We start from the raw sequence: 21,081 nt of genomic DNA, 5'->3' as shown, positions 1-21,081 counted from the left end.
GGCCGGGGCTAGGTGAGGTAGGCGAGCCCGGGATGTGCCCGGCGGTAGGCGTCCACCAGGCGGCGGGCCACCTCGACCGAATCGATGAGGGGGTGCAGGGCGAACGCCTTGACGGCAGCGGCGCGGGAGCCGGAGGCGGCTGCCGCGAGGGCCTCGCGCTCCACCGCCTTGACGGAGCAGACCAGGCCGGTGGCGTGCGCGGGGAGCGGGGAGACGGCCACGGGATGGGCGCCGTTGCCGTCGACCAGGCAGGGGACCTCGATGACCGCGTCCTCGTCCAGGGCGGACAGGGTGGTGCGGTTGCGCACGTTGAGGATCAGCGTCGTGCGCTCGTCGCGGGCGATGGCCCGCATCAGGGCCAGGGCCACCTTCTCGTAGCCGCCGGACTCGGCCAGGGAGTCCTCGTCCCGCTCCCCCGCGCCCGCCGCCTCGCGGTTCTCCGCCATGTACGTGGCCTCGCGCTCGGCCCGGGTGTTGTCCCACGTCCTCAGCGCGGGCGCGGCCGGGTCGCGCAGGGCGTCGTAGAACCGGGCCTGCTGCTCGCACAGGAACGCGCCGCGGGTCTGCCGGGCCTCCCGGTATGCCGTCACCGCCTCGCGGTTGAAGTAGTAGTAGTGCAGATACTCGTTGGGGACGGCGCCGAGCGACTGGATCCACTCCGGGCCGAAGAGCTTGCCCTCCTCGAAGGAGCCCAGCAGCTCCTGGTCGGCGAGCAGCCGCGGCAGCTGGTCGCGGCCGTCGAAGTGCAGCCCGCGCAGCCAGCCGAGATGGTTGAGCCCTACGTAGTCGATCCACGCGTCCCGCGGGCGCTCGGCGCCGAGCGCGCGGGCCACCCGGCGGCCCAGGCCCACGGGCGAGTCGCAGATGCCGATCGCCCGGTCGCCCAGGTGGCGGGACATCGCCTCGGTGACGAGACCGGCCGGGTTGGTGAAGTTGATGAACCAGGCGTCCGGGGCCAGCGCGGCCACCCGCCGGGCGATGTGATCCACCACCGGCAGTGTGCGCAGCCCGTACGCGATGCCACCGGCGCCGACCGTCTCCTGTCCCAGCACGCCCTCGGCCAGCGCCACCCGCTCATCGGCCGCCCGCCCCTCCAGGCCGCCGACGCGGATCGCGGAGAACACGAAGTCGGCGCCCTTGAGGGCCTCGTCCAAGTCCGTGGTGACGGTCACCGTCGGCGCGTCCGGATGGTCCGCGGCCTGCTCGGCCAGCACCCGGGCGATGGCGGAGAGCCGGCCGGCGTCCAGGTCGTGCAGGGTCACGCCGGTGACCCGGCCCTCCCCGCGATCGGCGAGCAGCGCCCCGTACACCAGCGGCACCCGGAATCCCCCGCCGCCGAGAATGGTCAGTCTCACTGAAGAACCTCCGAGATGTCCCGACTCGCTGTCCGCTCCGGGAGCGGTCAGACCTTGATCACTTCGACGCCGGCCTCGGCGAGGACGGCACATGTGGCCTGATCCGCGGACGCGTTGGTCACCACGATGTCGATGTCCTGCGGACCGCACACCTTGGCGATCCCGCGGCCGGGGAACTTCCCGGCGTCGGCGAGCAGCACCGTCTTCTCCGAGGCGGCCATCATGGCCCGCTTCACCGGGACCTCGACCACGGTCGTGTCCATCACATGGCCGCCGGGCCGGATGCCACTCGTGCCCAGGAACAGCCAGTCGGCGTGCAACTGGCGCAGGCTGTCCTCGGTGAGGAAGCCCACGAGCGAGCGGTACTCGCGGCGCACCACGCCCCCGGGCAGCACCAGCTCTATCCCGGTGTCCTCCGCCAGTTCCTCGTACACCACCAGATTGCTGGTGATCACGGTGAGGCGACGGCCGTGCAGCTGCCGGGCCAGGCGATAGGCGGTGGTGCCGATGTCGAGCAGCACCGTCTGGCCGTCCTCGACCATCGATGCGGCGCGCTCGGCCACGGCGTCCTTGTCGGTGACCCGGACCTCGGCGACCTCGGCGAAGGGCTGATCGCCGTCCTCCGCCACCGCACCCCCGTGCACCCGGGTGAGCAGGCCGTCCTCCTCCAGTCTGATCAGGTCGCGGCGCACGGTGGCGGCGCTCACTCCCAGCTCGGAGGAGAGGTCGGTCACGGACGCGGGGCCACCGGAGCGCAATGCCCGCAGGATGAGTTGGTGTCGTCGCTCTGCCAGCATGCGGCGCACACTACCCTGCAATTTCAATCAACTCCATGCTTGTTTTTGATTAGGTCTTGAAAAGTTTGCTCAGGTGGCTCACGATCCACGTCAGAACTTGCACACCCTTGACGAGAGGACGCGCTCGTGAGCGAGCCGCTCCCCGACGGGTCACCGGGCGATACCGCTCCCGACGTCCTGCTCACCGGACTGCTCTTCTACGACCTGGTCTTCACCGGCCTCGGCCGGGGACCCGTGCCGGGCGAGGAGATCTGGGCCGGGGGCATGGGCAGTGGCCCCGGCGGCATCGCGAACCTCGCGGTGGCCGCCGCCCGCTTCGGGCTGCGCACTTCGCTCGCCACCGTGTTCGGCGACGACCTCTACGGCCGCTACTGCCGTGAGGTGCTCGCCGGGCAGGAGGGCATCGACCTCTCGCCGTCCCGTACGGCAACCGCCGGCTGGCACACGCCCGTCACCGTCTCGCTGGCGCTGAGCGCGGACCGGGCGCTGGTCACCGGCGGCGCGGAACCCCCGTACGGCCAGGACGAGCTGATCGGCGACCCCCCGGCCGCCCGCTCCGCGCTCGTGCACATCGGCCCCGAGCCACAGGACTGGATCGCCAAGGCCGCCGCCTCCGGCACCCGGGTCTTCGCCGACGTCGGCTGGGACCCCTCCCAGCGGTGGTCCACGGATCTGCTCGATCAGCTCTCCCGGTGCCACGCCTTCCTGCCCAACGAGACCGAGGCCATGGCGTACACCCGCACCGCCACCCCGGGGGCGGCCCTGCGCGCGCTCACCGGTCTGGTGCCGGTCGCCGTGGTCACCCGCGGCCGGGACGGGGCGATCGCCGTGGACCAGGACACCGGGGAGTACGCCGAGGCCGACGCGCTCGACATCGATGTCCTGGACGCGACGGGCGCCGGCGACGTCTTCGGCGCGAGCTTCGTCGCCGCCACCCTGGCCGGCTGGCCGCTCGCCGAACGGCTGCGCTTCGCGGTGCTCGCCTCCGGGCTGTCCACCCGCCGCCACGGCGGAGCGCTGGCGGCGCCCGGCTGGGGCGGTGTCGCGGAGTGGTGGCGCGAGGTCGTGGCCGACCCCGGCGCCGAGGAGCTCCGCCGGACGTACGGCTTCCTCGCCGACCGGATCCCCGCCGGCGTCGGCCCGCCGCCGCCGGAAGCACCGGCCACACCGCTGTGACCGGCCGCGCCGTCATGACCGCCACCCCGTGGTGACCGGCCGCGCCGTGGTGACCGGCCACCCCGTGGTGACGGCCACCCCGTGGTGACGCGGCGCCACACCCTTTCGCAGAAGCCCCTTCTCGCAGAAGCCCCTTCTCGAGGACACCCCCCCACGGCAACACCCCGACACCTCAACGACGAGACACCGAAAGGCGGTGAAGCAGTGCACCCCTCACGCAGAGGACTGCTTCGCGCGGGCCTGGCAACCACCTCGGCCGCCGTGCTGGGCGGCGCGGCCGCGGGCTGTGCGGTCCCGGCCGGATCGACCGGCCGGAACATGACACTCTGGTACTGGGGTGGTGGACTGAGCGACAAGCTGGTGGAGGACGCCGCCAAGCACTTCACCCAGGTCGACCTCAAGGCCACCCAGATCGGCGGATACTTCCGCTCCAAGCTGCTGACGACACTGACCGCCCGCGCCTACGCGCCCGACATCACCGGTCTGAAGGGCGAGGACATCGCCTCGCTGCTGTCCAACGCCGACCAGTTCATCGACCTCAACACGCTCGGCGCGAACCGGCTCAAGAGCCAGTACCTGGACTGGAAATGGGCCCAGGGCACCGCCGACGACGGCCGTCAGATCGGCTTCCCCATCGACACCGGCCCCTGTGTGCACTACTACCGCCCCGACGTCTTCCGGAAGGCGGGCCTGCCGACCGAGCCCGCCGAGGTGGCCGCGGCCATGAGCACCTGGGACGACTACTTCGCCGCGGGCGAGCGGCTGGTCAAGCGGGTCAAGGGCGCGTACCTGGTCAACGATCTGCTGGCGGTGCTCAACATGGGCATCGGCCAGTCGGCGAAGCGCTTCGTCGACAAGGACCGCCACTTCATCGGCGACCAGGAGCACATCGTCCGCGCCTGGGATCTGGCGCTGGAGTGCAAGAGGCGCGGTCTGGTCTCCCCCTTCAAGTCCGGCACGGTCGACCAGACCGCGGCGCTGGAGGACGGCAGGCTGCCCAGTCAGCTCGGCGCCTCGTGGGTGTCCGGGGACTTCAAGTCGCAGCTGACGAAGTCCGCCGGCAAGTGGCGGGTGGCCGCGATGCCCGAGCGGCCGGCCAACGACGGCGGCTCGTTCCTCGGGATCACCAAGTACTGCCGCAGACCCGAGGTGGCCTTCGAGATCATCACCTGGCTGCTCGGCCCCGAGAACCAGACCCGCGGCTTCGTGGAGGCGTCGCTCTTCCCCTCCACTCCCGCGTCCTACGAGATGGCCGCGATGCGCAAGCCCGACCCCTTCTTCGGCGGTCAGGTCACCAACGACATCTTCGCCAAGGCGGCTCAGCGGATCCAGGTCGCCTACAACAGCCCCTACGACGTGGCACTCAAGCAGCCGATCATGGACGAGCTGACCTCCGTGCACATCTCCGGCAAGAACCCCGAGCGAGCCTGGCGGGACGCCATGAGCACATGCCGACGCATCGCGGACCACCTGGGGGTGAGCTGAGCCATGGCCGACATGAAAACGGCACCGGCCGCGGCGGTCGCGACCGCGCCGGGCCCGGCGGGAACGGCGGCCACGGTGCTCTCCGGCCGCAAGGGCCGCATCCGCCGCCACTGGCGGCTGTACGCGGCGATCTCACCGTTCTATCTGCTGTTCCTCTGCTTCGGCCTGATCCCGGCCGGCTTCTCCCTCTTCCTCGCCTTCCAGCGCTGGGACGGTCTGGGTGACATGGAGTACGCGGGACTTTCGCAGTTCCGCTATCTGCTCGCCGACACCCAGTTCTGGGACGCGGTGGTCAACACGCTGGAGATCTGGGCCATGGGCACCCTGCCCATGCTGTTCATCGCCCTGGTCAGCGCCGTGATGCTGAACTCCGCGGTGCGCTTCAAGGGGGTGTACCGCTTCGCCTACTTCGTGCCGTCCGTCACCTCGGTCGTCGCCGTCGCCGTCATCTTCGGCTCCATCTTCTCCACCAGCTTCGGCCTGATGAACGCCGTGCTGAAGACCGTCGGCATCAGCGAGGTGGCCTGGCTCAACGAGCCCTGGGGCATCAAGGTGGCCGTCGCCGCGCTGATGACGTGGCAGTGGACCGGGTACAACGCGATCATCTTCCTGGCCGGTCTGCAGACTATTCCCACCGAGCTCTACGAGGCGGCGCGGGTCGACGGGGCCGGGCCGATCCGGACGTTCTTCTCGGTCACCATGCCGATGATGCGCCCGGTCATCCTGTTCACCGTGGTGGTCTCCACGATCACCGGCCTGCAGTCGTTCTCCGAGTCCCAGGTGCTGCTCGGCCGCAACGACGGCCTGTCGACCTTCGCGGGCGGCCCCGAACACGCCGGACAGACGGTGGTCCTCTACTTCTTCCAGCAGACCTTCGACAACAACGACTTCGGCTACGGAGCGGCCATCGCCTGGGCGATCTTCATGATCGTGGTGGTCTTCTCCCTCATCAACTGGCGTCTGGTCAACCGCCGGGAAAAGGGCTAGGAGGCCGTCATGAGCAGGACCAAAGGGGCCATGGCCCGCGGTGTCTCGTTGCACACCGCGCTGATCGCGGGCGTGCTGCTGTCCGTCTTCCCGTTCTATCTGGCCGTCGTGATGGCCACCCGGACCTCCAGCGAGATCTTCTCGTATCCGCCGAAGCTGTGGCCCGGGTCGCACTTCCGGGAGAACGTCGGCCACCTCTTCGACAACATCGACTTCTTCGGGTCGATGCTGAACTCGCTGATCGTCGCGGGCACCGTCACCGTGCTCGTGCTGTTCTTCGACTCGCTCGCGGCGTTCGTCTTCGCCAAGTTCGACTTCCCGGGCCGCAAGCTGCTGTTCGGGCTGATGATGGGCATCTTCATGCTGCCCGCGCAGCTCTCCGCCATCCCGCAGTTCGTCATCATGGCGAAGCTGGGCTGGATCGGCTCGCTCACCGCGCTGATCGTCCCGGCGGCGGCCAACGCGTTCGGCATCTTCTGGATGCGCCAGTACATGACGGGCGCCATTCACGACGAGCTGATGGACGCCTCACGGCTCGACGGCTGCAGCTTCCTGCGCCAGTACTGGCATGTGGCGCTGCCCGTGGTCCGACCGGGCCTGGCGTTCCTCGGCATCTTCACGTTCATGAGCCAGTGGAACGACTACGCCTGGCCGCTGATCGCCCTGACCAACCCGGACCATGTCACCCTCCAGGTGGCGCTGTCCCAGCTCAACAGCGTGCACAGCATGACGGACTACGGCATGGTCATGGCCGGTGCGCTGCTGGCCCTGATCCCGCTGCTGATCATGTTCATCTTCGCGGCCCGCCACTTCATCGCCGACCTGGCCAAGGGAGCCATCCGCTGATGCACCACCCGCCCCCGTACGCCCGCCCCTGGGAGACGCCCGAGCTCACGTCCTGGCGCCGGCTGCCGCTGCACGCGGTGGTGCGCGGCGCCACGGACACCGGCCGGACGGCGCTCGACGGCGACTGGCGGTTCCAGCTGCTGGCGTCGCCCGACGAGCCCCTCGCCGAGCGGTGGGGAACCGCCCGGGTGCCCGGCTGCTGGACCACGCAGGACACCGACGACCTGCCGCACTACACCAACTTCACGATGCCGTGGCCGGAGTTCCCCCCGGCCTCCCCGGCGAAGAACCCGACGGGCGTGTACGAGCGCGAGGTCGACATCCCCGCGGAGTGGGCGGGCAAGCGGATCGTGCTCCACGTCGGGGCCTTCGAGAGCGTGCTGCTGGCCGAGGCCGGTGGCCGCCCGGTGGGCATGGGCAAGGACTCGCACCTGGCCGGCGAGTTCGACATCACCGACGCCGTGCGGCCGGGCGGGCGCGCGACCGTACGGCTCACGGTGGTCAAGTGGTCGGACGCCTCGCACATCGAGGACCAGGACCACTGGTGGCACGGTGGCATCACACGATCCGTGTATGTGTACGCCGTCGACCCGCTGCACCTGGCCGATGTGCGGATCAACGCACCGGCGGACGGGCGGCTACGGGCCGAGGTGCTGGTCCGCTCGGCGCACGGCGCCCTCCCCGCCGGGTGGTATGTCAGCGGATCGCTGGAGGGCGTCGGTGAGCTGCGGTTCGACGCGGAGTACGCCGCGTGGTGCGCCGCCGAGGAGCGGGTGTCGGACTTCCTCGGCGAGGCCCGGCTGCACACCACCGTGCCGGAGGCGCGGACCTGGTCCGCGGAGACCCCGCACCTCTACGACTGCGTGATCCGGCTGCACCGCGCGGACGGTTCGGTCGCGGACACCTCGTACCACCGCGTCGGCTTCCGCGATGTCGCGGTGCGCGGCCGGGATCTGCTGGTCAACGGCGAGCGGGTGTTCATCCGCGGGGTCAATCGCCACGACTTCCACCCGCTGACCGGGCGCGTGGTGTCGTACGACGACATGCGCGCCGACCTCGTCACCATGAAGCGCTTCGGCTTCAACGCCGTACGCACCTCCCACTACCCCAACGACCCGGCCTTCCTCGATCTCTGCGACGAGCTGGGCCTGTACGTCGTCGACGAGGCGAACATCGAGGCGCACGACCACGCCCACGAGATCGCCGACGACCCGCGCTACCTCGCCGCGTTCACCGATCGCGTCTCGCGGATGGTGCTGCGCGACAAGAACCACCCGTCGGTCATCGTGTGGTCGCTGGGCAACGAATCCGACTACGGCGCCAACCACGACGCCGCGGCCGCCTGGGTGCGCCGCCACGACCCGGGCCGCCCCGTGCAGTACGAGGGGGCGCTGCACCGCGGCTGGACCCGCCCGGACACCGTCACCGACATCATCTGCCCGATGTACGCCTCCATCGACGAGATCACCGCACACGCGCGCTCCGGTGAGCAGACCAAGCCGCTCATCCTCTGCGAGTACTCGCACGCCATGGGCAACAGCAACGGCAGCCTCGCCGACTACTGGGCGGCCATCGAGGCCACGCCCGGTCTCCAGGGCGGATTCATCTGGGAGTTCTGGGACCACGGCATCCTCCAGCGGCTCTCCGACGGCCGCCCGGCGGGGCTCGCGGGCGCGGGCCGGTACGGCGGCGGGGTCGCCGGGCCGGGGATGCGCTGGGCCTACGGCGGCGACTTCGGTGACACGCCGAACGACGGCGCGTTCATCGCCGACGGCGTGGTCTTCCCCGACCGCACGCCCAAGCCCGTCATGTACGAGCACCGGGAGATCGCCGCGCCGGTGCGGCTGACCCGCGACGAGGAGGGGGTGCGCGTCCACAACCGTCAGCACTTCCGCGATCTGTCGTGGCTGGCGGCCGAGTGGGTGCTGTCCGTCGACGGGCACGGCGCCGACCACCCGCCGGTCCCGGCGGAGCTGCCACACGTCCCGCCGGGTGCGAGCGCCCCGGTCGAGCTGCCGCCGGACCTGCTCGCCGGGCTGCCGTCCGCTCCGGGCGAGGCATGGCTGACGCTGCGGGTCCGTACGGCGGAGGAGGAGGCGTGGGCGCCGGCGGAAACGGAGGTGTGCACGCCGCGGGTGCTGCTGCGGGAGCGTGCCGCGTCCACCGCGCCCGCCACGCCCCCCACGCCGGTCGACGGCCACGGCCTGCCGCCGGTGGAGGTCGGCGCGGACGGGCTGCTGGCACATCCGGCGCTGTCCGCGCCGCCGGTGCTCTCGCTGTGGCGGGCGCCGACGGACAACGACGAGCTGGCGGGCTCGGCGAGCGGTGGCGGGCCTGGGGGCTTGATGCCCCGCGCCGTCGGCTGGTGTCCGTCGAGCGGGACGCCGCCGGGGTGGTCACCGTCCTCGCGGAGTACGACACCACGGCTGGTCCGGTGCGCCACCGGCAGGTGCTGCGGCCGGTGCCGGACGGGACCCACGCCGGGAGCCGCGCCGGGAATCACTCCGCGATCCGCGCCGGGATCCACGTGGCGGAGACGGCCGAGCTGCCCGCCGGGCTGACCGATGTGCCCCGCGTGGGCACGCTCTTCGAGACGGCCGCCCGGCACGACCGCCTCGCATGGTACGGGCCGGGCCCCTGGGAGACCTACCCGGACCGGTGCGCGGGCGGGGCCGTCGGCCACCACCAGGCCGCCGTGGACGAGCTGTGCACGCCGTATCTGCGCCCGCAGGAGAGCGGCGGGCGGCACGCGGTGCGCCACTTCACGCTCGACACCCGGTGGCATATCGCCCTCGACGCGCCGCGCCAGGTCTCCGTCACCCGCCACCGCGCCGCCGACCTGGCGGCCGCCGCGCACCACGACGAACTGGTCCCGCGCGACGTCTGCGTGGTGCACATCGACGCCGCGCACCGCGGAGTCGGCACCGCCTCGTGCGGCCCGGACACCCTCGCCCGCTACCGCGTCGGCCCCGGCACGTACCGCTGGTCCTGGACGCTTTCCGCCCTCCAGGACACTCCAGGCCCCTCCAGGGCCCTTTAGGAAACGGGAGTTCAGCGCACCATGGCCATGCAACCCTGGTTCCCCGACGCCAAGTTCGGCATCTTCATCCACTGGGGCATCTACGCCGTCGACGGCGTCCAGGAGTCCTGGTCGTTCTTCGAGGGCGATGTCCCCCACGACCAGTACATGGCGCAGCGACACGGCTTCACCGCCCGCCACTACGCCCCGGAGGACTGGGCGGACCTCTTCGCCCGGGCCGGTGCCCGGTACGCCGTGCTCACCTCGCGCCACCACGACGGCGTCTCCCTGTGGGACACCGCGGAGGGCGACCTCGACGTGGTGCGGCACACCCCCGCCGGGCGCGATCTGGTCGGCCCGTACGCGGCGGCGATGCGGGAACGCGGCATCAAGGTCGGCCTCTACTACGCCCACAACGACTGGAACCACCCCGACTACGCCTCCACCCGTTACGAGGGCCGCCCGCCCGAGCAGGAGAACAACCCCTACGCCGAGGTGCCGAAGGACGAGGAGGATCTGGCGGCGTGGGCCCGCTACCTCGCCTACCGCGACGGCCAGGTGCGGGAGCTGACCACCCGGTTCCGTCCCGACCTGCTGTGGTTCGACGGTGAGTGGGAGCGCACCGAGGAGCAGTGGCGGATCAAGGATCTGGCCCGGCTGATCCGCTCCGAGGTGCCGCGGTGTGTGCTCAACGCGCGCATGCTCGGCGAGGGCGACTACGCCACCCCCGAACAGGGTGTGCCGATCGAACCGCCCGCCGGGCCCTGGGAGTTGTGCCTGACCCTCAACGACTCATGGGGCTACCGCCACCACGACCACAACTACAAGTCGACCGGTCAGCTCATCCGGTACTTCACGGAGACCATCGGTGGCGGCGGAAACCTGCTGTTGTCCGTGGGCCCCAAGGAGGACGGCACCATCCCGGCCGAGCAGGTCGAACGCCTGGAGGGCGTGGGCGCGTGGCTCGCCCGGCACGCCGAGGCCGTCTACGGCACGGTCCGCGGCCTGCCCGCAGGTCACCACTACGGCCCCAGCACGCTCTCCGCCGACCGCCGCACGCTCTATCTCACCGTGTTCGACATCCCCCGCGGCCCCATCGGCGTGCGCGGCCTGCGCACCCCGGTGCGGCGGGTCACTGTCCTCGGCACCGGCACCGAGCTGGGCCACCAGGTCATCGGCGGTCTGCACGAGGTCCCCGGTGTGCTGTGGCTCGACCGGCCCGCCACCGAGGACCTGGACGAGTACGCGACGGTCCTCGCCGTCGAGCTGGACGGGGAGCTGGACCTGTACCGGGGCGCGGGCCGCTTCTGAGCTCACCGACGGTGAGGGGGGGCGCGCCCCGGTCGAGTGTCAGGTGTCCTGGCGCAGGAACAGCTCCACGACCGGTACCGCCACATCGGGGCGGACGACCGGCAGGGTCAGGGTCAGGGTGCCGGGTGGCTGGCCGCCGAGGCCGGTGTTCTGCGCCTTGATCGACGGGTCGATCTCGCGGTACCTGATCTCGGACGCATCGTGCAGGAGCTGCGCGTACTCGACCTTGCCCGCCAGGTCCGGCAGGTGGACATGGCCGAAGGGCCAGGTGAAGAGGTGCAGATAGAGGCGGTTGCCGCGCTGGGTGTAGCGGGTGTCGACCGGGGCGCGGTGCGGGGAGGGGCCGGCGCCGTGGATGGAGCGCTGGTGGCGGGACATCCACGCACCGATCCCCTCCAGTGTGGCGAGGGCGGTGGCGTCGAAGTCGCCGCGTCCGGTCGGGCCGACGTTCAGCAGCATGTTGCCGTTCTTCGAGACGCCGTCGACGAGCATCCGGACCAGCAGGTCGACCGGTTTCACATTGAGGTTGTCGCGGTCGTAGCCCCAGCTGCCGTTGAGGGTCTGGCACGCCTCCCACACCACCGGCCGCCCGTCGATCTCCATGGGCCGGTCGGGCTGGTACTGCTCGGGGGTGACGAGGTCGCCGGGGATGGCGAGCCGGTCGTTGACGATGATCTCGGGCTGCAGCCTGCGGGTGAGCGCGAGGAGTTCCTCCGAGCCCCACTCCTCCCTGCCCTTGCCGTTCCACACGTCGTGGTGGTCGTCGTCCTTGTACGAGAAGTCGTAGAAGAGGTAGTCGATGGTGCCGTAGCCGGTCAGCAGTTCTTCCACCTGACCGTGCAGATAGGCGCGGTAACGGGCCATGTCGCGGCCCTCGTTGAGCCGCTTGATCTCCTCCGGCGGGTCGTCACGGCGCGGGTGGAGGCCGTCGACGACGAAGTCCGGGTGGTGCCAGTCGATGAGCGAGTGGTAGAAGCCGACGCGCAGCCCCTCGGCGCGCACGGCCTGGACGAACTCGGCGACGAGGTCCTTGCCGATCGGGGTGTTCATCGAGGTGTAGTCGGTGAGCTTGGAGTCCCACAGGCAGAAGCCGTCGTGGTGCTTGGTCGTGAGCACCATGTACTTCATTCCGGCGCGCTTTGCGGACCGCGCCCACTCACGGGGGTCGAAGAGGTCCGGTTCGAAGTGGCGGAAGTAGCGGTCGTAGTCCTCGTCCGTGATGCGTTCGCGGTTCTTCACCCACTCGTGGCGGGCGGGCAGGGCGTACAGGCCCCAGTGGATGAACATGCCGAAGCGTTCTTCGGTGAACCAGGCGGGGATGGCCATCGAGGGGGATTCCTTTCCCGGAGAAGAGGAGGCACACAGGGGTCAGCGGCCGCCCAGGCCGCTGGTGACGATGCCGCGCACGAGGTGCTTCTGGAGGAGGACGAGGATGATCACGGTCGGCAGCATAGAGATCACCGAGGCCGCCATGACGAGGCTCCACTCATTGCCCTGCTGCCCGAAGAACGCCTGGAGGCCGAGCGGGATGGTGGCGCGCGAGTTGACGTCGTTGACGATCACGAGGGGCCACAGGACGTCGGCGTCAGAGCTTGGATGTATCCGGCAAGTCCCCACCGGGAACGATGCGCACATCGACGCCGCGCTCACGCAGCCCGCGCACCTCCCCGGCCGGTGCCGCGTCGTCCACCACGACCAGGTCGAAGTCGGTGAGCGGAGCCAGGGCGTACAGCCCCTGGTTGGCGAACTTCGTATGGTCGACGAGGAGTACGCGGCGGGCCGCGGCGGCCATCATCGCCTGCTTGACCTGCACCGTCTCGGGTGACATGTGATAGCAGCGGCCCGCGGTGACGGCGGTGGTGGACATGAACAGCACATCGGCGCGGAAGGCGGACATGCTCTGCGCGGTGTGCGGTCCCATGAACGCGTCGTACGCCGGGAAGTAGGCGCCGCCGAGCGCCACCAGCGCCGCTCCGGGCTCCCTGGCCAGGGCCGTGATGGCGGGCAGCGAGTTGGTGATCACCGTGATCGGTGTGTGGTGGGTCAGATGCTGGATCAGGCCCAGGCAGGTGGTGGAGTCGTCGAGCACCACGATCTGGCCGGGAGCCAGCTCCTCGGCGGCCGCCCGCGCCAGCCGCTGTTTGGTCTGCGTCATCGTCGTCATGCGCTCGCCGACACTGCCGTGGAACTGCGTGGACGGCAGACAGCTCGCGCCGCCGCGCACCTTGCGCAGCCAGCCCTGCGCCTGGAGGGCGTCCAGGTCGCGGTGGATGGTCATCACACTGACGGCGAACTCGGCCGACAGGTCCGAGGTGCGGACGAAGCCCTTGGCCGTGACCAGTTCGCGCAACCGGCGCCGCCGTTCCTCCTGCCCATCCGTACGGGTCATGGCCTGCGGCTCCTTATCCCTTCCGCACCACCCCGGCGGACCGCCGTGAGACGAACTGATGTGAAACTCACGCGAAGGTAACATGCCCGCGGACCGTCGCCTGCCCCGTGTGCGGGGACGGTGGCCCAGGACATCGCACGGTGCCGTGGGCCGGTCGCGGGATAATCCCGCGCCCCGATTGACGTGGCTTCCCGGCGCCGATTCTCTGGGTTTGTCGGCGCGGAATTCCGCCGACGGCGTCGGTTCCCCGAGCGGTGGCGATCCACTGGTACGCCGCCGCTCCAGCCGTGGTGAAGGGGCAGGTATTTCGGTCATGACGGTTCTCACTGTCGACGTCGGCACGTCGGTCATCAAGTCCGTCGTGTTCGACACCGAGGGAAGGGAAGTGGCGGTCTCCCGCACCGGTACGGAGGTGCTGCGGCCCCACCCCGGATGGGCCGAGCAGGACATGGACGCGGTGTGGCGCGGGGTCGCCTCCACCGTGCGCGGCGCCCTGGCCCAGCTGGGACCCGGGCAGGACGCGGTGCGGCTGATCGCGTTCACCGCCCAGGGGGACGGCTGCTGGCTGGTCGACGGCGACGGCAGCCCCACCGGCCCGGCGATCCTCTGGTCCGACGGGCGCGCCGGTGATCTGCTCGCGCGCTGGCAGACCGATGGCGTCCTGGCCGAGGCGTACCGCCGCAACGGCTCCCTCAGCTGCGCGGGCATGCCCAACGCGGTGCTCACCTGGCTCGCCGAGCACGACCCGGCGCGCCTGGAGCGCTCGCACACCGCGCTGACCGCGGCGGGCTGGCTGTTCCTGAAGCTCACCGGCGTCACGGCGATCGACGCCTCCGACGCGTCGGCCCCCTTCCTCGACCACGCCACGGGCGGGTACGACCCGGCGATCGTGGACCTGTTCGGCCTGGCGTGGGCCCGCCGGCTGCTGCCGCGCGTCCTCGGACACGACGAGTGCGTCGCCGGGCTCACCCCTCACGCGGCGGCCGAACTGGGCCTCCCCACCGGCCTTCCCGTCGTGATGGCCCCCTACGACATCGCCGCCACCGCCCGCGGCGCCGGGGTCGTCGACCCCGGACAGGCGTGCGCCATCCTCGGCACCACCCTGTGCACCGAGGTGGTGCGCCGGAGCGTGGACACCTCGGGCGAGCCGTGCGGCATCACCATCGCCTTCGGCCGCCACGACCGTCTGCTGCGCGCCCTTCCCACCCTGTCGGGCACCGAGGTACTGGACTGGGCGTGCCGGACACTGGCCGTCGAGAGCCCCGCCGCGCTCGGTGACCTCGCCGCCGCGTCCGCACCCGGCGCCGCCGGGCTGGGCTTCCTCCCCTACCTCTCCCCCGCCGGGGAACGCGCCCCGTTCCTCGACGGACGGGCCCGCGGCACGTTCTGGGGCCTTTCGCTGGACCACACCCGCGCCGACCTGGCCCGTGCGGTCTTCGAGGGGCTGTCCCTCGTCGTACGGGACTGTCTGCGAGCCTCCGGAACCGAGGTGCACGAGCTGCGGCTGTGCGGCGGAGGCGCGGGCAGCGACCGCTGGTGTCAGCTCATCGCCGATGCCACCGGCGTCCCGACGGCGCGTGGCACCGACACCGAGCTGGGCGCGAAGGGCGCCTTCCTCACCGGTCTGGTGCTCACCGGCGCCGAGCGCAGCATGGAGGAGGCCGCCGCCAAGTACGTCCGTATGGGCTCCAGTTGGGCACCGGACCCGGGCCGGGCCGCGCTCTACGACGAGCTGTCCGCGGCACACCTGGCGTGGCGGGACGCGGCCCGGTCCCTGGGCTGGTCGCCATCCCGGGGACCGGACGCGCAGCCATCCCGGGGACCGGACGCGCAGCCATCCCGGGGACCGGACGCGCCGCCGGCCCGGGGACCGGACGCGCCGCCGGCCCGGCCACCCGCCGGCACCCCCGGGCAGCGCCCCCACGACCCCCGTCCGGAAACCTCGCATGTCTGACGCCCTCTCCCCCGACGCCGTCCATCTCGGCCTGGACCTCGGTACGCAGAGCGTGCGCGCGGTCGCCGTGGACGGCACCGGGAAGCTGCTCGCCGCGGCCTCCCGCCCCCTGACCGGCCACCGTGCCGGCGTACGCCACGAACAGGACCCCGAGCAGTGGTGGTCCGCCACCGGTGCCGCCTGCCGCGAGGCCCTGAGCGGCATCGACGGCGGGCGGGTGCGGGGGGTGGCGGTGGACGCCACCTCCGGGACCATCCTCCTCGCCGACCCGTCCGGAACGCCCCTCACCCCGGCCCTGATGTACGACGACGGGCGCGCCGCGGGCCACGCCGACCGCGTCAACACCGTCGGCGCGGAGGTGTGGGAGAGGCTCGGCTACCGCACCATGCAGCCGTCCTGGGCCCTGCCCAAACTCCTGTGGCTGCTCCGGCACACCGATGTCCCGCCGGGGACCCGGCTGCTGCACCAGGCCGACCTGATCACCTGGCGGCTGGCCGGACAACAGACCCCCGGCGACGCCAGCCACGCCCTGAAGACCGGCTACGACCTGCTCGCCGACGGCTGGCCCGCCGAGGAGCTGGCCGCCCTCGGCGTCCCCGACGGCCTGCTGCCGGAGGTCGTACGGCCCGGCACGGTGATCGGCACGGTCTGCGCGCGGGCCGCCGCCGTCACCGGGATCCCCGTCGGCACCCCCATGGTCGCGGGGATGACCGACGGCTGCGCCGCCCAGATCGCGGCGGGCGCGCTCGGCCCGGGGGCCTGGAATTCGGTACTGGGCACCACCCTGGTCCTCAAGGGCGCCAGCCCCCGTCCGGTGCACGACCCCGCCGGGGTGGTCTACTGCCACCGCGGGCCCGGCGGCAGCTGGCTGCCCGGCGGTGCCTCCAGCAGCGGCGCGGGCGTACTGACCCGCCGCTTCCCCGGCGCCGACCTCGACGCCCGCACCGAAGCGGCCGCCGCGACCGGTTCCACCGCGGTCGTCTACCCGCTCGCCGGGGAGCGGGGCGAGCGCTTCCCCTTCCGGGCGCACGACGCGCGCCCCTTCGTCCTGGGCGAACCCTCCGGCGCGGCCGAGGAGTTCCACGCCTGTCTGCTCGGCGTGGCCTGTGTGGAGCGGCTCTGCCTCGACCACCTGGATCACATCGGCGCCCCCGTGGCCGGCCCGCTGAGCCTGACCGGCGGCGGCGCCCGCAACCGCTACTGGTCGCAGCTGCGCGCCGACCTCCTCGGCCGGAGCGTGACCCTGCCCGAGCAGGCGGAGAGCGCCGTCGGCATGGCGGTGCTCGCCGCCACCGCCTCGGGCGTCACGCTGGAGCGGGCCGCCGCCGCCATGGTGCGCGACGGAGTCGAACTGCGCCCCGATCCCGCCCGCACCGCACGGCTGCTCCCCGTCTACCTCGGCTTCGTCGACGAACTGGTCCGACGGGGCTGGCTGGAGCCGGAGGTGGCCGCCCACGCCCGCGGAAAGGCCGACCAGTGACCGACTTCGTCCTCGTACGGCACGGGGAGACCGTGTGGCACGCGGAGAACCGCTACGCGGGCCGCACCGATGTGCCACTGACCGAACACGGGCACAAGCAGGCCGCCGAGCTCGGCGTCTGGGCCGCGGGACAACGACTCGACGCGGTGCTCAGCTCACCGCTGTCCCGCGCCCGGCTCACCGCCGAGCCCGCCGCCGCCGCGCTCGGCCTCACCCCGCGCGTCGACGAGCGGCTGTACGAGGTGGACTTCGGGCGCGGCGAGGGGCTGACCCGGACGGAGATGCGGGAGCGGTTCCCGGTGGAGCTGGCCGCGTTCCTGGCCGATCCGGTCGCCCATCACCTGCCCGGTGGCGAGGACCCGGCGGCGGCCGCCGGCCGCGCGATCGCCTGTCTGACGGACATCGCGCACGAGGTGCCCGAGGGGCGCGTGCTGGTCGTCGCCCACTCCACCCTCGTCCGCCTGGTCCTGTGCCGGCTGCTCGGCATTCCGCTCGCCCGCTACCGCCAGGTGTTTCCCCGGCTGGAGAACGGCGCCCTGACCGAACTGCGCCTGCGGGACGGCCGGGCGTCGCTTCTGCGGCTCAACGCCCCGGCCACGGCCACCGACTGACCCCTTCCTCCGGAGTGCCACCGTGCCCACCACCGTCCTCGCCGGCGACCACTTCGTGCTGCCCCGCACCACTGTGCCGACCCCCAGGCGCTGCCCCAGGGGGCTTCACTCGCCGATCGGGGCCCGCGGCGGCCGGGACCCGCCCGGCTCGCCCCTGAACGGCGTCCCTCACCTGGGTAAACTGTTGCTGCCCCGATACGCCCCGATCAGCAGCAGGAGGCCGGATGCCTCCGCAGGACACCTCCGCGACCGGGGCACCGCGGGAAGGGCGCGGGCAGGATGCGCCGCCCGCCCGTCAGGCGCTCTCGGACAGCGTCTACGAGAACATCAAGGCCATGGTCATGGACCATGAGATCACCCCGGCGCACGCGTCAGCATCGAGGCCCTGTCCCGCGCCCTCAGCGTCTCCCCGACCCCCATCCGGGAGGCGCTGGCCAGGCTGGAGGCGGACGGCCTGGTGGTGAAGAGACCGCTGTCGGGGTACCGCACCACCGAGCTGCTGACCCGGCAGGGGCTCGAGGAGCTCTTCGAGATGCGGCAGCTGCTGGAGCCGAGGGCGGCCGCTCTCGCCGCGGCCAACGCCAGTGAGGACCAGCTCGACGCCATCGAGCGGATCGCGGAGGAGATGCACACCCACCCGGGGACCGCCGCCGGGCGCTACGCGGCCTACCGCGGCTTCGCCGCCCTCGACCAGCGCCTCCACGACGCGATCGCCCAGGCGTCCGGGCGGCCGCTGCTCGCGGACGCGGTGGAACGGCTCCACTCCCATCTGCACATCTTCCGGCTGAGCAGCCAGCTCGGCGCCGACGACCCGACCCTCGCGGAGCACCAGCGCGTGGTGCACGCGATATTGCGCCGCGATGCCGACCGCGCGGCCGAGGCGATGGCGGAGCACCTCGCCCGCAGCCTCGGGCGCCAGCTCAGCCGGGACGAGGAGTCCTGACCCGCGGGCGCACCGCCGAGGTGGCGCGGTCGTGGATGATGCGGATGATCCGGCCGCTCATCCGCTCGTAGTCGCGGTCGTTGACCACCTCGCCGCGGATCCGGTGGTCGGCCATCACCACCACCCGGTCCGCCAGCGTGATCATCTCCGCGAGGTCGCTGCTGATCAGCAGAATGGGCAGCCCATCGCGGGCCAGCTCCCAGATGAGTTCATGGAAGGCGTGCTTGGTGCGCACGTCGACGCCGACGGTCGGCTCATCCACGATGAGCAGCCGGGTGTCGGCCGCCAGCCACTTCGCCAGGCTCACCTTCTGCTGGTTGCCGCCGGAGAGCTCACCGGCGTGCCGGCCGAGCCCGGCGGTGCGGATGCCGAGACGTTCGACGAGGTCGTGCGCCACGTCCCGCTCCTCGCGCGCGGAGACGAAACCGAGCGCCTTCGCGAGCCTCTTCCACACCGTCACCGTGATGTTCCGGGCGATGGGCTGCTCCAGGAAGACCCCTTCCTCCTTGCGGTTCTCGGTGAGATAGCCGATGCCGAAGCGGTGCAGCGCCTGCCGGGGGGAGGTGATGCGCACCGGCTCGCCGTACACCCGGATCTCGCCGCCGGTGACGCGGTCGAGGCCGAGCATCGCCTTGACCAGTTCGCTGCGGCCCGCGCCGACCAGCCCGTACAGCCCGACGATCTCGCCGGGCCGGACGTCCAGGCCGATGTCCCGGTGGCCGGCGGCGGTGGACACTCCGTCGAACGAGAGCACCGGCGGGGCGGAGGTGTCCACCTCCCGTGGGCGCATCTCGGTCGCCGCGTGGGCGCGGCCCACCATGAGACCGACCACGTCGTCCTGTGTGTGCTCGGCGAGCGGCGCGGATTCGAGCACGGAGGCGCCGTCGCGCAGCACGGTGACGGTGTCGCAGACGGCGAACACCTCCTCCAGCTTGTGGCTGACGAAGACGACACACGTCCCCCTGGCCTTCAGCCGCCGCACGACCTCGAAGAGGCGCTCCGCCTCGCGCGGGGAGAGGGAGGCGGTCGGCTCGTCGAGGAGCAGCACCCGGCTCTCGGTGTACAGGGCCTTGGCGATCTCCACCAACTGCTGCTGTGCCACGGACAGTTCACGGACCGGCCGGTCCAGGTCGAGGTCCAGGCCCAGCTCTCCGAGGCACCGTAGGGCGGGGTCGGTCATGGCCGCGCGGTCGATGAGACCCCGGTGTGCGGGAGGGCTCTGCAGCGTGATGTTCTCGGCCACCGAGAAGCCGGGAATCAGATTGCGCTCCTGGTGCACCACGCCGATGCCGGTGCGGGTGGCCTCCAGGGGCGAGCGCAGCTGGACTTCGCCGCCGCGCCACAGGAGACGGCCACTGTCGGGAGTGTGCACCCCGGTCAGGACCTTGATGAGGGTGGACTTTCCCGCGCCGTTCTCGCCGAGCAGCGCGTGGACGGACCCGGCGGTGAGGCGCAGTCCGACACCGTCGAGCCGAGGAACGAGGGCAGCTTGACTTCCCCCCTCCTGAAGGAGGGGGTTCTCACGGCTCGCGCTGTGAGGTTTTCTGCTTCGCCGCCGACTGCCCGCCCGGAGTGCTCCGTTGAGGTCTTACACCGGCTCCACAGACTGTCACCGCCAGTCCGGCGGCCAGAAGGTTGCGTGCGGCATTCACGTCCCGGTCATGGGCCGTGCCGCAGTCGCATGTCCAGGTGCGGACATGCAGCGGCATCTTCTCCCGCAGAGTGCCGCAGGCGGAGCACAGCCTGGAGGAGGGGAAGAAGCGGTCGACCGCGACGACGTCCCGCCCGTACCACCGAGCTTTGTACTCCAGCATGTCCCGGAAGTCCGACCACGCGGCATCGCTGATGGCGCGGGCCAGACTCCGGTTCTTGACCATGTTCCGTACGGTCAGGTCCTCGATCACGAGCGTTTGGTTTTCGCGCACGAGTCGAGTGGTCAGCTTGTGCAGGTGGTCACGGCGGCGATCTGCGATCCGGGCGTGGATCCTGGCGACCTTCCGCCGTGCCTTGCGACGGTTGGCTCCGTCACCCTTCGCTTTCTTCGCCAGGCGGCGCTGGGTCCAGGCGAGCCGGGAGCGGTCCCTGCGTTCGTGCCTGGGGTTGGCGATCTTCTCACCGGTCGACAGGGTCAGCAGATGGTCCAGGCCCACGTCGATGCCCACGGCCGCGTCCGTGAGCACAAGCGGCCCGATGCCCGGGTCGTCGCACAGTATCGAGACGAACCAGCGTCCAGCCGGGTCCTGGGACACGGTTACCGTGGACGGCTTCGCCTCCTCGGGAAGAGGCCGGGACCACACGATGTCCAGCGGCTCGGTCATCTTCGCCAGGAGCAGCTTCCCGTCGCGGAAGCGGAAACCGCTGGTGGTGTACTCGGCGGACTTCCGGGACTTCTTCCGGGACTTGAAGCGCGGATACTTCGCCCGCTTGCCGAAGAAGTTGGTGAACGCCGTCTGGAGGTGCCGCAGACACTGCTGCAAGGGCACCGACGACACGTCGTTGAGGTACGCCAGTTCCTCGGTCTTCTTCCAGGCCGTCAGCATCGCCGAGGTGGCGTTGTAGTTGACGCGCTCCTGCCTCGCCCATGCCTGTGTACGGGCCGCGAGGGCCAGGTTGTAGACCTTGCGGACGCAGCCGAACGTGCGGGACAGCTCGGCTGCCTGCGCATCGGTCGGATAGAAACGGTATCGATACGCCCGCTTCACGCACACCTCGGTCATGTTCACAAACT

General features: G+C 71.4%; 14 protein-coding genes and 3 pseudogenes. 10 read left to right on the top strand and 7 right to left on the bottom strand.

Annotation, left to right across the window (positions count from 1 at the left end):
* Window positions 1-8 precede the first annotated feature (8 nt).
* Complete coding sequence (locus tag LIV37_RS42420; protein WP_121823848.1) at window positions 9-1,355, bottom strand: 6-phospho-beta-glucosidase; 1,347 nt, start codon at window positions 1,353-1,355, stop codon at window positions 9-11.
* A gap of 47 nt (window positions 1,356-1,402) precedes the next feature.
* Entirely contained in the window at window positions 1,403-2,152 is a 750-nt protein-coding gene (locus LIV37_RS42415; protein ID WP_020873232.1) for a DeoR/GlpR family DNA-binding transcription regulator, read from the bottom strand.
* A gap of 126 nt (window positions 2,153-2,278) precedes the next feature.
* Between LIV37_RS42415 and LIV37_RS42410 the strand changes: the two genes are divergently transcribed.
* The 6 genes and pseudogenes from LIV37_RS42410 (at window position 2,279) to LIV37_RS42385 (ending at window position 10,976) form a co-directional block, all read left to right on the top strand.
* Window positions 2,279-3,328, top strand: a complete 1,050-nt coding sequence (locus tag LIV37_RS42410; protein ID WP_020873231.1) for a PfkB family carbohydrate kinase — start codon at window positions 2,279-2,281, stop codon at window positions 3,326-3,328.
* 204 nt (window positions 3,329-3,532) lie between these two features.
* Window positions 3,533-4,813 (top strand): extracellular solute-binding protein, encoded by a 1,281-nt coding sequence (locus LIV37_RS42405; RefSeq protein ID WP_020873230.1) that lies wholly within the window; start codon window positions 3,533-3,535, stop codon window positions 4,811-4,813.
* Between the two features lie 3 nt (window positions 4,814-4,816).
* Complete coding sequence (locus LIV37_RS42400) at window positions 4,817-5,800, top strand: carbohydrate ABC transporter permease (RefSeq protein ID WP_020873229.1); 984 nt, start codon at window positions 4,817-4,819, stop codon at window positions 5,798-5,800.
* 9 nt (window positions 5,801-5,809) lie between these two features.
* The gene (locus LIV37_RS42395) at window positions 5,810-6,646 is read left to right on the top strand and encodes a carbohydrate ABC transporter permease (RefSeq protein ID WP_121823849.1); all 837 of its coding nucleotides are present in this window, start codon (window positions 5,810-5,812) and stop codon (window positions 6,644-6,646) included.
* Window positions 6,646-9,686, top strand: a pseudogene (locus LIV37_RS42390) (glycoside hydrolase family 2 TIM barrel-domain containing protein). Before LIV37_RS42395 ends, LIV37_RS42390 begins: the two are co-directional and overlap by 1 nt.
* A gap of 21 nt (window positions 9,687-9,707) precedes the next feature.
* Window positions 9,708-10,976, top strand: coding sequence for an alpha-L-fucosidase (locus LIV37_RS42385; protein ID WP_020873227.1), 1,269 nt, complete (start codon window positions 9,708-9,710; stop codon window positions 10,974-10,976).
* Window positions 10,977-11,015: 39 nt separating this feature from the next.
* On the opposite strand, the gene LIV37_RS42380 is transcribed toward LIV37_RS42385, so the two are convergent.
* Genes LIV37_RS42380 through LIV37_RS42370 form a run of 3 tightly spaced genes read right to left on the bottom strand, consistent with a single transcriptional unit; the run spans window position 11,016 to window position 13,365 of the window.
* Window positions 11,016-12,302: an alpha-L-fucosidase gene (locus tag LIV37_RS42380; protein ID WP_020873226.1), complete on the bottom strand. Its 1,287-nt coding sequence runs from the start codon at window positions 12,300-12,302 to the stop codon at window positions 11,016-11,018.
* Window positions 12,303-12,344: 42 nt separating this feature from the next.
* The gene (locus LIV37_RS42375) at window positions 12,345-12,539 is read right to left on the bottom strand and encodes an ABC transporter permease family protein (protein WP_020873225.1); all 195 of its coding nucleotides are present in this window, start codon (window positions 12,537-12,539) and stop codon (window positions 12,345-12,347) included.
* Window positions 12,540-12,561: 22 nt separating this feature from the next.
* On the bottom strand, window positions 12,562-13,365 hold the full coding sequence (locus LIV37_RS42370) for a DeoR/GlpR family DNA-binding transcription regulator (RefSeq protein ID WP_020873224.1): 804 nt from the start codon (window positions 13,363-13,365) through the stop codon (window positions 12,562-12,564).
* Between the two features lie 313 nt (window positions 13,366-13,678).
* Between LIV37_RS42370 and LIV37_RS42365 the strand changes: the two genes are divergently transcribed.
* From LIV37_RS42365 to LIV37_RS42350, 4 genes and pseudogenes are all read left to right on the top strand, one after another.
* Window positions 13,679-15,319, top strand: coding sequence for an FGGY-family carbohydrate kinase (locus tag LIV37_RS42365; protein ID WP_020873223.1), 1,641 nt, complete (start codon window positions 13,679-13,681; stop codon window positions 15,317-15,319).
* Window positions 15,312-16,799 carry an FGGY-family carbohydrate kinase gene (locus tag LIV37_RS42360; RefSeq protein WP_020873222.1) on the top strand — a complete coding sequence of 496 codons (1,488 nt, stop codon included), beginning with the start codon at window positions 15,312-15,314 and terminating at the stop codon, window positions 16,797-16,799. The genes LIV37_RS42365 and LIV37_RS42360 overlap by 8 nt, the downstream gene beginning before the upstream one ends.
* Window positions 16,796-17,410, top strand: coding sequence for a histidine phosphatase family protein (locus LIV37_RS42355; RefSeq protein WP_020873221.1), 615 nt, complete (start codon window positions 16,796-16,798; stop codon window positions 17,408-17,410). The genes LIV37_RS42360 and LIV37_RS42355 overlap by 4 nt, the downstream gene beginning before the upstream one ends.
* A gap of 224 nt (window positions 17,411-17,634) precedes the next feature.
* Window positions 17,635-18,353 (top strand): annotated as a pseudogene (locus LIV37_RS42350) (GntR family transcriptional regulator).
* Here the strand turns inward: LIV37_RS42350 and LIV37_RS42345 are convergent.
* Together LIV37_RS42345 and LIV37_RS42340 are read right to left on the bottom strand one after the other, a co-directional pair.
* Window positions 18,331-19,833, bottom strand: a pseudogene (locus LIV37_RS42345) (sugar ABC transporter ATP-binding protein); the annotation flags it as partial. The pseudogenes LIV37_RS42350 and LIV37_RS42345 overlap by 23 nt on opposite strands.
* Before the next feature lie 40 nt (window positions 19,834-19,873).
* Window positions 19,874-21,070, bottom strand: a complete 1,197-nt coding sequence (locus tag LIV37_RS42340) for an RNA-guided endonuclease InsQ/TnpB family protein (RefSeq protein WP_020873218.1) — start codon at window positions 21,068-21,070, stop codon at window positions 19,874-19,876.
* Between the last annotated feature and the right edge of the window lie 11 nt (window positions 21,071-21,081).

The organism is Streptomyces rapamycinicus NRRL 5491, from assembly GCF_024298965.1.
Classification (GTDB): domain Bacteria; phylum Actinomycetota; class Actinomycetes; order Streptomycetales; family Streptomycetaceae; genus Streptomyces; species Streptomyces rapamycinicus.
The sequence above is the reverse complement of the archived record's forward strand: the minus strand, read 5'-3'. Positions and strand labels throughout refer to the sequence as shown.